Origin of the sequence: Pseudomonas sp. 20P_3.2_Bac5 (assembly GCF_025466035.1) — a bacterium.
Lineage (GTDB): Bacteria > Pseudomonadota > Gammaproteobacteria > Pseudomonadales > Pseudomonadaceae > Aquipseudomonas.
In genome coordinates this window covers 65908-78702 of the sequence record NZ_JANLOA010000030.1, presented here as the reverse complement: position 1 = coordinate 78702, position 12795 = coordinate 65908, and the positions used below count along the sequence as shown (strand labels likewise).

Annotated in this window: 9 protein-coding genes and 1 pseudogene; all 10 read left to right on the top strand. The window is 58.1% G+C overall.

From position 1 onward, the window contains the following. Positions 1–181 precede the first annotated feature (181 nt). Complete coding sequence (locus tag NTD88_RS05565) at positions 182–364, top strand: general stress protein (RefSeq protein ID WP_095159252.1); 183 nt, start codon at positions 182–184, stop codon at positions 362–364. 142 nt (positions 365–506) lie between these two features. Then, the gene (locus tag NTD88_RS05560) at positions 507–680 is read left to right on the top strand and encodes a hypothetical protein (protein ID WP_175651696.1); all 174 of its coding nucleotides are present in this window, start codon (positions 507–509) and stop codon (positions 678–680) included. A 289-nt stretch (positions 681–969) separates the two neighbouring features. Beyond that, positions 970–3113 (top strand): annotated as a pseudogene (locus NTD88_RS05555) (type I secretion system permease/ATPase). A gap of 8 nt (positions 3114–3121) precedes the next feature. Then, the gene (locus tag NTD88_RS05550) at positions 3122–4537 is read left to right on the top strand and encodes an HlyD family type I secretion periplasmic adaptor subunit (RefSeq protein WP_262127671.1); all 1416 of its coding nucleotides are present in this window, start codon (positions 3122–3124) and stop codon (positions 4535–4537) included. 25 nt (positions 4538–4562) lie between these two features. Beyond that, positions 4563–5027 carry a hypothetical protein gene (locus NTD88_RS05545; protein ID WP_143502147.1) on the top strand — a complete coding sequence of 155 codons (465 nt, stop codon included), beginning with the start codon at positions 4563–4565 and terminating at the stop codon, positions 5025–5027. Positions 5028–5093: 66 nt separating this feature from the next. Continuing rightward, entirely contained in the window at positions 5094–8519 is a 3426-nt protein-coding gene (locus NTD88_RS05540) for a calcium-binding protein (protein WP_262155242.1), read from the top strand. Then, positions 8516–8689, top strand: coding sequence for a hypothetical protein (locus NTD88_RS29095; RefSeq protein ID WP_410017254.1), 174 nt, complete (start codon positions 8516–8518; stop codon positions 8687–8689). The genes NTD88_RS05540 and NTD88_RS29095 overlap by 4 nt, the downstream gene beginning before the upstream one ends. 53 nt (positions 8690–8742) lie before the next feature. Beyond that, complete coding sequence (locus NTD88_RS05535) at positions 8743–11496, top strand: calcium-binding protein (protein WP_262155241.1); 2754 nt, start codon at positions 8743–8745, stop codon at positions 11494–11496. A 173-nt stretch (positions 11497–11669) separates the two neighbouring features. Further along, positions 11670–11804: a PSPA7_2676 family Cys-rich small protein gene (locus tag NTD88_RS05530; RefSeq protein WP_256680117.1), complete on the top strand. Its 135-nt coding sequence runs from the start codon at positions 11670–11672 to the stop codon at positions 11802–11804. Between the two features lie 9 nt (positions 11805–11813). Further along, positions 11814–12671, top strand: coding sequence for a Ku protein (locus tag NTD88_RS05525; RefSeq protein WP_262155240.1), 858 nt, complete (start codon positions 11814–11816; stop codon positions 12669–12671). Positions 12672–12795 lie beyond the last annotated feature (124 nt).

Sequence of the window (12795 nt, the reverse complement as noted above, 5' to 3'; positions counted from 1 at the left end):
TCGCTGCCCCGTGTTTTTCCTTTGTGATGAATCCCTTGGCGCGCCAAACAAGCGCCTGCGGTCATTTACTGCCACTTGTCCGGCAGTGCTCAAATAAACCGAATCCCTCCCGCCAGCCGTGCTCCTAATTCATGTACGGCATCAGCCGTGCACCCTTCGCTTTCCAATGAGGTGAAAGATCATGGCTAACAACGAAAAAAGCACTGGTCAGACAGGTAGCAAGCAGGGTGGCAACCCGGGCAACTTCGCCAATGACCGGGAAAAAGCGTCAGAAGCCGGACGCAAAGGCGGCCAGCACTCGGGTGGGATGAATCAGGACAAGCAAAAAACCACCGACACCAGCCGCAAGGGTGGTCGCTCCTGATTGCGGGGTCTTTCCGTAATCACAGCTTCCGTCATCACAGCAGTACCTGGCGGGGCATGAACAGTGCCCCGTCTGACTGGCGCATCGTGGCCTGGGTCCGATGCGCCGCTTTGTTTTTGCAGCGCTGTGGAGGGCACTGTCCATGAAAAGTGCATCGGTATTCCTGCTGTCTGGCCTGTTGCTGCTGGGCGGCTGTTTCGACAACTCCAACCACCCCGGCAAGGACTCCGACCCGAGCAAACCGTCGCTGCAGATGCAGCAGCCGGCGGAGAACCCGGCGTCGCAATTGGCGCCGAGCAAGGACAGTGACAACTGATCGCACGGATGTTTGGCAGAACAGCAACTTACTTTTCAGACGCGATCTAGATGGTCGCGTGGGTGCCAGGAGGATGATGGCTGTCGCAACTTTTTCTTGATGGCTTCTTGACATTGGTAAGGTGACCTTCTTTGCTCTAAGGGAGTCACCAGAAAGTATCCGAAAAGGTATGGCAGGGATTCAGCGTCGTCTCTAGACCCACGACTTTATCGAGCTGCAGCCGTTGCCGCCCCGGGCGGTGACAGCCTTTACGTGCCGCGTCAGCCTCCCGCCGAGGTGAGTCATGCAAATGGATTCGCATGCAGAGGGTGCACAGTGCATCAGAGATACCGGACTGATTTGTCTGGTGATGCTCGCCCGCTTCCACAACATCGCTGTCACGGCTGAACAATTGGCTCACGAATTCGGCGAGGACGGTCGGTGCTTCGGCAAGACCGCTCTACTGCTGGCCGCCAGACATCTTTCGCTCAAGGCTCGCTACGTTTCCACTAGTGTCTCGCGCCTGACTCAGACACCTCTGCCCGCCATCGCGTTTGGCAAGGATGGCGAATTCTTCATCATTGCCCGCCTGGAACAAGGACGTGTACTGACCCACAACCCGTCAACCCTACGCCAGGAAGTCATCAGCCTTGAGGCGATTGAGCAACGCTGGACAGGTGAGCTGATTCTCGTGCGCACCCAGGCTTCATCCACGGGCGAAACATCACGTTTCGACTTCACCTGGTTCATCCCCGCAGTGGTCAAGTACCGCAAGTTGCTTGGCGAGGTGCTGCTGGTTTCGTTCGTATTGCAGATTTTCGCGCTGCTGACGCCTTTGTTTTTTCAAGTGGTCATGGACAAGGTATTGGTGCACCGCGGGCTCTCGACTCTTGATGTACTTGCCATGGGCCTGCTGGGCATCATGCTGTTCGAGACAGCTTTGAGCGGTCTGCGTACCTATGTCTTCGCACATACCACCAGCCGCATCGATGTAGAGTTGGGTTCGAAGCTGTTTCGTCACCTAATCAGCCTGCCGCTGGCGTGGTTTCAGGCGCGGCGCGTGGGGGACTCGGTCGCTCGGGTTCGCGAGCTGGAAAATATTCGCGGTTTTCTCACTGGTAACTCCATCACCCTCCTGCTCGACGTACTGTTCTCGGTGGTGTTTATCGCTGTGATGTTTCTCTACAGCGGGTGGCTGACACTTATCGTGGTGCTGTCATTGCCGTTGTATTTCCTGATTTCACTGCTCATTACTCCTCTGTTGCGCGCGCGCCTGAACGAGAGTTTTGCCCGCGGTGCGGAAAACCAGGCGTTTCTGGTGGAAACCGTCAACGGCATCGATACCCTGAAATCGTTGGCGGTAGAACCTCACTTCATGCGCAAGTGGGACAACCAGTTGGCGGGTTATGTCGCAGCAGGGTTCCGTACTCAGAATCTGTCGTCGATCGCCAGTGAATCGGTTGCCCTTGTAGGCAAGCTAGTGACGGTCGCAACGCTCTGGGCAGGGGCGCAACTGGTGATACAAGGGCAACTCAGCGTAGGCCAACTGATTGCCTTCAACATGTTGGCCGGGCGTGTCTCGCAGCCGATCATGCGGCTGGCTCAGTTGTGGAGCCACTTTCAGCAGACAGGTGTTTCAGTGCAGCGCTTGGGCGACATTCTCAATGCCCGCAGCGAGCTTACCCAGACCGCGCGTAGCAGCATGCCCATGCTGTCGGGGGCATCGAGTTCGACCAAGTGGCGTTCCGCTATCGGCCTGAGGGGGCCGAGGTGCTGCGCGGTGTTAGCTTTTTGATTCAACCCGGCGAGGTGATCGGTATCGTTGGCCGCTCGGGGTCCGGCAAAAGCACCTTGACGCGGTTGATCCAGCGTTTGTTCAGCCCTGAGCGAGGGCGCGTATTGATCGATGGGATGGATCTGTCGTTGGTCGATGTGTCTTCGCTGCGTCGGCAGATCGGTGTGGTGCTACAGGACAACTTGCTATTCAACCGCAGCATTCGCGAGAACATTGCCCTCACCGATCCTGGAAAGCCGATGGAGGCCGTCATTGAGGCTGCCAGGCTGGTCGGTGCACATGAGTTCATACTCGAATTGCCAGAAGGCTATGACACCATCGTAGGTGAGCATGGCGCTTCGCTGTCGGGCGGGCAGAAGCAGCGTATAGCCATTGCTCGTGCGCTGATCGATGACCCGCGCGTTCTCATCTTCGACGAAGCGACCAGCGCGCTGGACTACGAGTCGGAACGAGTGATCCAGAACAACATGCAAGGCATTTGCACTGGGCGCACCGTCCTCATCATTGCCCATCGGTTGTCATCGGTGCGTGATGCGCACCGGATTGTGGTGATGGACCGCGGGCAGATTGTGGAGCAGGGTACCCATGCCGAACTGCTGGCCCACCAGGCGGGCCATTATTCGCGATTGCATCGCCTGCAGCAGGGAGGTGGCGCCTGATGAAGCCGATGGCTGCCGACCTGTCGTTGCTGGAGCGTTACCGCGCGGTCTGGCGTCACGCATGGGCCAACCGCAAAGCCATGGCTGCGTCGCCGCGCCTCTCCCACGAGGTGCAGTTCCTGCCGGCGGCGCTGGCGCTACAAGAGCAGCCGGTGCACCCGGCACCGCGTTACATCCTCTGGACCATAATGCTGTTCAGTGTCTTGGCACTGCTCTGGGCTTGTGTCGGAGAGATCGACGTAGTGGCGACGGCCAGCGGCAAGATCATTCCCAGCGGCAAAACCAAAATCATCCAGCCCAGCGATGTCGCCGTGGTCAAAGCGATTCATGTTCGCGACGGTCAGCAGGTGCGTGCCGGTGAGGTGCTGGTTGAGCTGGATGGGCAAATCACCGGGGCCGATGTCGAGCGGATTGACAGCGATTTGCTTGCCGCCCAGATCGATAGCGCCCGGGCGGCGGTGTTTCTGCAGGCGATCGACAACAATCGTGAGCCTGCCTCGCTCGTCGGCTTGATCCCCGAGGCGGCGCCCGCGCGGCAGGTTGCCGCACAACGCTGGGTGCAGAGTCAGTACCAGGAAATGCGTGCCACTCTCGATCAGGGGGAGGCCCAGATCGAGCAACAGATGGCTGAAATCCAGGCAGCCCGGATCAATGTCGCATCGTTGAAGGAAACCTTGCCTATTGCCCGCCAACTCTCGGCGGATTACCGGCGCTTGCTGGACAAAGCAATCATTGGCAAGCACTTCTGGCTGGAGAAGGAGCAATCACGGCTGAACCAGGAGCGGGATCTGCAGATGCAGCAGGCCCGCGTGGTGGAATTGTTGGCTTCGAAAAAGGAGCTGGAGCGCCGGCAGGTCAGCGTTTTGGCACAGGCCCGGCGCACTGCCCTTGATCTGTTGCATGAGGCGGACCAGCGGGTTGCGTCGCTGACCCAGGAGTTACACAAAGCCGAACAGCGCAATCGTCTGACCCGGCTGGTTGCTCCTGTGGATGGCACAGTGCAGCAATTGGCCATTCACACCGAGGGTGGGGTCGTTACTGAGGCCCAGCCGCTGCTTGCCATCGTTCCGGCCAACCAGCCGGTGGAAGTGGAGGCCATGCTTGAAAACAAAGACATCGGTTTTGTTCGCCCTGGGCAAGCCGTGGAAATCAAGGTCGAAACGTTTACATTCACTAAGTACGGCGTTGTCCATGGCGTTGTTCATAGTATTTCCGGAGATGCCATCGAAGATGAAAAGCGCGGTCCGCTTTATAGCGTTCTTATTCATTTGAAGGAGGACCGCGTGCAGGTCGGAGGCACGCAGTTTCCGTTATCTGCGGGAATGGCGGTGCGCGCTGAAATTAAAACCGACAAGCGCAAGGTTATTGATTATTTTCTTAGTCCGCTTGAACGTCTTGTGGGCGAAAGTTTGTCGGAGCGCTGAGGTTTAGTTGAGTGCGGAGAAGATTATGACTCAGTTGTGTCGAAACGATATTGTCTGGTTTTGTTTGATTTCATTGATTGTTCCGTCGCTAGTTATGATATATGGCGATGCAATGTATGCGGGGCTTTATTATTACCTTGCAGTTCCTGCGGTTGCCCTGCTGATTACAATTTGGCTTTCACCAGGCAAAGGCTTCCTTGTCGGCCTGGGTGTAGCACTGGCCATCGAATTTATTCTAGTCTTACAGATCAACTGGCGTTCCGAGCATCAGGACGGGATGGTTGGCGTTTTGCATATGGCTTCATTGCCAGGAGCGCTCATTGCCATTGTATTCGCGGGTCGAAAGTTTAAACGGCGCCCCAAAGTATCACCGCTTGCAGCGACGCTGCTTGGCAGTGTGTACGTGTTGGCGGGGTGTACATTGACGCAAGTTCTTTTCTATCTATTTTTTTTTGCACTCGAAAGATTCCTGGTCGCGATATCGGGATGACCTGTCGACAGTATTTCATTAGATTCTGGATGATTAACCGTTACTTGACTGTAGAGAGTCCTGCCGATGCCTAGCGTAACTGTTAAGGTCACCTTGCCTGGAGCATCATTGACCAATGGTGGGAACTCATTTGGCGGACATATGTGGTTCGACTTGAAGAATGGCGCCGGTGAGACCGGGACCTACGGTTTTGGGCCGGAAACATCAGGTACGCCCGTAGGCCCTGGAAATATCACGCATTTAGATAACTCGACGTACGAGTATGTGGCTTACTCGCAGACGATAGAAATCTCTGATGCGCAGTACGCGGCAGTGAAGAAGTTTGTCAACGATCCCGCCGCGTACGGTTTTGATGTGAAAAACTACAATTGGTTAAACAATAGTTGTGTGGACTTTGTCTGGGGCGCCATGGGTGCTGGTGGAATTAACCCAGCGGGCTATGAAGGGAAAATACTGCCCATCGCCAATTTCGAAAGGTTGTTTTGGACCAAGCAGTTGTTCGACAAAGCCAACGAAACGGTTTCGCCCTTGATCCTCGACCTAGATGGCGATGGTGTCGAAACCCTCGGCAAGAGCTCCAATATCTACTTCGACCATGACGGCACCGGTTTCGCCGAGCAAACCGGCTGGGTCGGTGCGGATGACGGTGTGCTGGTATGGGATCGCAACGGCAATGGTCGGATTGACGACGGCAGCGAACTGTTCGGCAACCACACGGTGTTGGCCAATGGTCAGAAGGCGGCCAACGGCTTTGCCGCACTCGCGCAACTGGACAGCAACCAGGATGGCAAGGTCGATTCTTCCGATGGCGCTTTTGCCCAGTTGCGCATCTGGAAGGACAGTGACAGCAACGCTAGGCTCGGCGAGGGAGAACTGCTTACCCTCGACCAGGCCAACGTTGCCAGTATTGGCACTGCGTATATCAACCAGACCCAGGTCGATGTGCACGGTAACGAAATTCGCCAGGCCGGTTCGTACACCAACAGCCAAGGCGCTGTGCACGATGTGAAAGATGTCTGGTTCAGCGTGGACAACGCTAGGACCGTCGACCTCAATCTCGTGACTCTGAGGGCTGAAGTACAGGCGCTGCCTAACGCTGAGGGCTCTGGCAATGTGGCGAGTCTGCACCAAGCGATGGCCCGCGACGGCAGCGGCACATTGAAGGAGCTGGTTGAGGCTTTCGCGGGTGAGACCAACGCCACGGCCCGACAGACGTTGGTGGACAAGATCATTTTCGCCTGGAGTGGTGCCAGCCAATACGGCAGCAGCAGCCGGGGCGGCTACATCGACGATGGCCGGAAAATCTACGCGCTTGAGGCTTTCCTTGGATCATCGTTCATTCAGTCCTCGGGCACCAACGTCGGCACTGGCAATCCCGGGCCTAATGCAGCCGCCAAATTGATGCAGGCTTACGCGGTTTTGTCCGACTCCATTGCTGCGGAGTTGATGTTGCAGACTCACTACCAGCCGTTGGTCGCGGGGCTGCTGTGGACCTTCGACGGCAATCAATACTCATTCGATGTGGCTGCGCTGGTGCAAACCTTCAGAGCGTCCTACAACGCCGATCCGGTTGCCGGCAAAGATCAGTTGCTGGCGTTCGCGCACGCACTTGACGTAGCACCCGGCGTTTGGAACCAGGTAATGCTGAGCAGTCTGCGCAAAACCGCTGATCCTGCGGGGCAAGGTTTCGATCAATTGTTAGGGGATCTAGGGCATACGCTGGGCGGAGGCGGTAACGATGAGCTTTATGGGGATGTGCAGGCGAACGTCCTGGTTGGTTTGTCGGGCAACGACACCCTGTACGGGGATGCCGGCAATGATGCCTTGGACGGAGGCAGCGGGAATGACTATCTGAGCGGTGATGCGGGCTCCGATACCTATCACTTCAGCCGTGGTTGGGGGCAGGATACGCTCAACAACTTCGATAGTAGCAGTGGCAAGCAGGACGTCATCGTGTTCGATGCCACTGTTGCGACCGCTGATGTGCGTGCCAGTCGGGCGGGTGACAACTTGGTACTGTCGCTGGCGGGCAGCACGGATAAAGTTACGGTCGTCAATTTCTTCATCAACGACGGCGTCAATTTCTATCAGATTGAGCAAGTCCGTTTCAACGACGGCACGGTCTGGACGCCGCAGCAGATCATGGCCGCCGTTGCGCTCAGCACTGACGGCAATGACACGCTGTATGGTTACTCGGGGGCCGACACTCTTAGCAGTGGTACGGGCAACGATATCTTGTACGCAGCGCAGGGCAACGATGTACTCGTCGGTGGCAGCGGCAATGATCGCCTCGAAGGGGGCAGTGGTTCGGATACCTACCTGTTCAATCTTGGCGATGGCAAGGATGTCATTCTGGAGAACTCCACGGTCATTGGCGATATTGACGTGGTGCGCTTTGGGGAAGGAGTCCTTGCTTCCGACATCAGCGTCAGTACCCAGGGTGCCAACCTCTTACTGCGCCATGCCAACGGTCTCGACCAGATCACCGTGCTGGGCTGGTTCAACCAGACCGGCCCGCGCTATCAGATCGAGCGCATTGAGTTCGCCGACGGAACCCTTTGGACCGGCGCGCAACTGAGCAGTGCCTTGCTCAACCCCGTGGGGACGGAAGGCGACGACATACTAACGGCGGTGGATGTGAGCATCGGGCAATCGCTGGTGGGCAATGGCGGCAACGATACTCTGACTGGCGGCGATGGCGGTGACAGGCTGGAAGGCGGGCGGGGTAATGACCGCTTGAATGGTGGTCAGGGTTCTGACCGGTACGTGTTCAACCTGGGCGATGGCCAGGATGTGATCTTCGATGACAACTGGATTTCCTCAGACACTGATGTGTTGAGCTTCGGAGCCAGTGTCGCTGCGTCCGATATCACTGCCAGCCGCTCGGGCACTCACTTGGTTCTCAGTCATGCCAACGGCCAGGATCGGGTGACGATTATCGACTGGTTCTACCAGGCCGGTGGTCGTTACAAGCTGGAAAAGTTCGAGTTTGCGGACGGCACTGTCATTACTGGCGATCAGATGACCACGGCGTTGATGACCACGATGGGAACGGACGCGGATGACACCCTGGAGGGGGCCAACTCCGGCAACCAGACTATGTTGGGCTTGGGGGGCAACGACACCATCACTTCGGGTAGTGGTAGCGACATGCTTGAGGGGGGACTCGGCAATGATGTGTTGAGCGCTGGTGATGGCAACGATGTGCTGATCGGCGGGCGTGGCAATGATCGCTTGAACGGCGGTCGAGGTGACGACCGGTACGTGTTCAACTTTGGCGATGGACAGGATGTGATCTTCGATGACAATTGGATCTCCTCGGGCACCGATGTGTTGAGCTTCGGAGCTGGTATCGCCGCCTCCGACGTTACCGTCAGCCGTTCGGGCACCCACCTGGTCCTCAACCACGCCAACGGTCAGGATCGGGTGACCATCCTCGACTGGAGCGTATCGAGTTCACTGATGGCACCCTTTGGACCCGAGCCCAAGTGACGGCGCCATTCCTTCAACAAAGCGGCACTGAAGGCGACGACGTCATCAACGGACTTTCCGCATCTTTCAACCAGGCGCTATTGGGCAATGGTGGCAATGACACGCTTACAGGCGGCGATGGAAATGACAGGTTGGAAGGTGGGAGGGTGGGAGGGGCAACGACCGTCTGAATGGTGGTCAAGGGGCCGACCGGTACGTCTTTAACCTGGGGGACGGCCAGGATGTGATCTTCGATAGCCATTTGCTCTCCTCGGATATCGATGTATTGGCCTTTGGAACCGGCATCGCAGTGTCGGATATCACCGCCAGCCGTTCGGGCACAAGCCTGGTTCTGAGCCACTCCAATGGCCAGGATCAGGTGACAATCCTAAGCTGGTTCTACGAGGCGGGTGGCCGTTACAAACTGGAACGGTTCGAGTTCGCGAACGGAACCGTCCTGACCGGCGACCAGATGACCGCGCCTTTGATGACTTCGATGGGGACGGAGGTCGATGACATTCTGGTAGGTGCCAACTCTGGCAACCAGATGATGTCAGGCCTGGGTGGGAACGACACCATCACTTCAGGCAGCGGCAACGACATGCTCGAAGGTGGTCTGGGTAACGATGTCCTTAATGCGGGAGAAGGCAATGATGTGCTCATTGGTGGGGTGGGCAATGACCGGCTGAACGGCGGTCAGGGTTCCGACCGGTACGTGTTCAACCTGGGCGATGGTCAGGATGTGATCTCCGATGACAACTGGATCTTCTCGGGAACCGATGTCTTGAATTTCGGGGTTGGTATCGCCGCATCCGATATCACAATCAGCCGCTCGGGTACCAGTCTGGTGCTGAGCCATAGCAACGACCAGGACCGGGTGACGGTCCTTAACTGGTTCGGCGACCCCGGCAGCCGCTATCAACTGGAACGTATAGAGTTCGCTGACGGCACCCTGTGGACCAGCGCCCAGGTGACGGCTCCGTTCCTTCAACAAAGCGGTAGTGAGGGCGACGATGTCATCACCGGACTTGCCGCTGGGTTCAGTCAGGTGCTGCTGGGCAACGGTGGGAATGACACGTTGACCGGTGGAGAGGGCAACGACCGCCTAGAAGGCGGGCGCGGCAATGATCGTCTGAATGGTGGTCAGGGTTCCGACCGGTACGTGTTCAACCTGGGCGATGGCCAGGATGTGATCTCCGATGACAACTGGACCTTCTCGGGAACCGATGTCTTGAGTTTCGGAGTCGGCATCGTCGCATCCGATATCACTACCAGCCGCTCGGGCACCAGCCTGGTACTGAGCCATGCCAATGGTCAGGACCGGGTGACGATCCTTAACTGGTTCTATGACCCTGGCACCCGCTATCAACTGGAGCGTATAGAGTTCGCTGATGGCACCCTGTGGACCAGCGCCCAGGTGACGGCGCCGTTCCTTCAGCAAAGCGGTGGTGAGGGCGACGATATCATCACCGGCCTTGCCGCTGGGTTCAGTCAGGTGCTGCTGGGCAACGGTGGGAATGACACGTTGACCGGTGGAGAGGGCAACGACCGGCTAGAAGGCGGACGCGGCAATGATCGTCTGAATGGTGGTCAGGGTTCCGACCGGTACGTGTTCAATCTGGGCGATGGCCAGGATGTGATCTCCGATGACAACTGGACCTTCTCGGGAACCGACGCCTTGAGTTTCGGAGTCGGTATCGCCGCATCCGATATCACCACCAGCCGCTCGGGTACCAGCCTGGTGCTGAGCCATGCCAATGGTCAGGACCGGGTGACGATGCTCGACTGGTTCTTAGAGGCCAGTAGCCGTTATCAAGTGGAGCGTATCGAGTTCGCCGATGGCACGCTTTGGACCAGTGCTTCACTGAACACCGCACTAATGTTGCAGCTCGGCACCGACGGCGACGACGTGATGGTCGGTGTTACTGCGGCCTATAACCAGACCCTGCTCGGTGGCGCGGGCAATGACCGGATCACTGCCGGCAGCGGCAGCGACCGCCTAGAAGGCGGTAGCGGTGACGATCGCCTCGACGGAGCGGCTGGAGCCGATACGCTTATTGGTGGTACTGGCAACGACACCTATGTCGTGGACAATGCCGGTGACTCCGTACAGGAAAACCTGGGCGAGGGCATCGACATGGTCGAAAGCTCCATCTCCCTGACACTCAAGGCTAACGTGGAAAATCTTTTGCTGCTCGGCAACTCTGCGTTGAACGGCACCGGCAATGAGCTCGATAACGTGCTAACGGGCAACAGCGCTGCCAACATATTGATTGGCGGTGGGGGGAACGACCGCCTGGACGGCAGGGCGGGTGCCGACACCCTACAGGGCGGGCTTGGTGACGATACCTATGTGGTTGAGCGAGCCACCGACGTGGTAGTGGAAAACGTCAACGAGGGTATCGACACCGTCGAGTCGAGCGTTTCGCTGACCCTGGGCAATAACCTGGAGCACCTTACGCTCCTGGGTAGCACCGCGCTTAACGGCACTGGTAACGCGTCAGACAACCGGCTGACGGGAAATAGCGCGGCTAACACTCTCACTGGCGGGGCGGGCAACGATTTTCTGGACGGTGGCGCGGGAGCTGATGTGCTGGTGGGCGGTGAAGGTCACGATACCTATTTGTTTGGCAGGTCGTATGGCAGCGATACGGTGGTTGAGAATGGCGTGACGGCGGGCAATGCCGACCTGCTTCGCTTCATGGACGGGATCGCCCGTGATCAGTTGTGGTTCAAGTCGGTCAGTGGTACCCAGAACCTGGAGATCAGTATTGTTGGCACTACTGACAAAATCACGGTCAAGGACTGGTATCAGGGCAGCGCCAACCGCGTCGAGTCGTTCGTGACGGCCAGCGGCGATGTGCTACTGGAGGCGCAGGTGCAAAATCTTGTGGACGCCATGTCCGCCTTCGCTCCGCCGCCGGCTGGGCAGACTTCGTTGAGCCAGTCCCAGCATGCCGCCCTTGATTTAGTGATCGCTGCCAACTGGCAGTCTTGAGCCGCGCAGCCTCGGCGTGCCGTCCGCGAAGGTCGGAGCGCCGGGACAGTTCGCAGGTTTGGTAGGCCCGGTGACAACCGACCGGTCGTTTACACATCCCGGCTAAACCTTTTCCACTTCCCGCGAGTCACTACCTGTAAGAGCCCGATTCACGGGTACCCGGGAGGTGGCCGATGACCTTCATCTGCCTGTTGCGTGGTTGCCAGTGGCGTTCGATGTCGAGCAGTGACGTCGAGCAAATGGATTGCCAGTGCTGTGAGCGCTGCGGTGCCGTGCGCTATCGCCGGCTTGGGATCACCCACTCTTAGGAGCGCGTTATGGCACGAGCAATCTGGAAAGGCGCGATCAGTTTCGGCCTGGTGCATATCCCTGTTGCGCTGGCGTCGGCGACGCGCAGCCAGCGGGTCGATTTCGACTGGCTGGACCAGCGCAGCATGGACCCGGTGGGCTACAAGCGGATCAACAAGGTCACCGGCAACGAGGTCAGCAAGGAAGATATCGTCAAGGCCGTTGAGTACGAGAAAGGCCGCTATGTGGTGATCAGCGAAGACGAGATTCGCAAGGCCCGGCCCGAGGCGACCCAGACCATCGATATTTTCTCGTTCGTGGCCGCGCAGGAAATCCCCTTGCAGCAGTTCGACACGCCGTATTACCTGGCCCCGGACAAGCGCGGCGGCAAGGTCTATGCGTTGCTGCGCGACACCCTCGAAAGCACCGGCAAAGTGGCGCTCGCCACTTTGGTGCTGCACACCCAGCAGCATCTGGCGATGGTGCGGCCGCTGGAGGATGCGCTGGTGCTGATCACCTTGCGTTGGCCGGATGAGGTGCGCGGCATCGACAGTCTGGAGCTCGACAGCAGTGTGACCACGGCCAAGGTCAACAAGAGCGAGTTGCAGATGGCCAAGCGCCTGGTGGAAGACATGAGCGGTAGCTGGACGCCGGATGAATACCAGAACGTGTTTCGCCAGACCATCATGGATCTGGTGGAGGAGAAGGCCAGCAAGGGCAAGATTTCGGTGGTGGAACAGGGCGAGGAAAGCGGCGGCGGCAAGGGCGCCGATATCATCGATCTGACCGAGCTGTTGAAACGCAGCCTGGGCGGGAAGGGTGGCAAGGTGGCGGAGCCGAAGAAGAAGGCGCTGGCGAGCAAGAGGACGGGGCGCAAGGCTTCGTGAGAGGCGTTATTGCTGCATGGGGATTTGAACCTCTCGCAAATCGTCGGCCGCTTGCCATTCTGTAGGAGCGGCCGTTAGCCGCGATGGGCCGCACAGCGGCCCCAAAACCATCCCGCACGAGTTA

What these genes read in the sequence shown, in the direction of transcription:
- NTD88_RS05565 (WP_095159252.1), top strand. Translation starts at nt 182, where the DNA reads ATGGCTAACAACGAAAAAAGCACTGGTCAGACAGGTAGCAAGCAGGGT.
- NTD88_RS05560 (WP_175651696.1), top strand. Translation starts at nt 507, where the DNA reads ATGAAAAGTGCATCGGTATTCCTGCTGTCTGGCCTGTTGCTGCTGGGC.
- NTD88_RS05550 (WP_262127671.1), top strand. Translation starts at nt 3,122, where the DNA reads ATGGCTGCCGACCTGTCGTTGCTGGAGCGTTACCGCGCGGTCTGGCGT.
- NTD88_RS05545 (WP_143502147.1), top strand. Translation starts at nt 4,563, where the DNA reads ATGACTCAGTTGTGTCGAAACGATATTGTCTGGTTTTGTTTGATTTCA.
- NTD88_RS05540 (WP_262155242.1), top strand. Translation starts at nt 5,094, where the DNA reads ATGCCTAGCGTAACTGTTAAGGTCACCTTGCCTGGAGCATCATTGACC.
- NTD88_RS05530 (WP_256680117.1), top strand. Translation starts at nt 11,670, where the DNA reads ATGACCTTCATCTGCCTGTTGCGTGGTTGCCAGTGGCGTTCGATGTCG.
- NTD88_RS05525 (WP_262155240.1), top strand. Translation starts at nt 11,814, where the DNA reads ATGGCACGAGCAATCTGGAAAGGCGCGATCAGTTTCGGCCTGGTGCAT.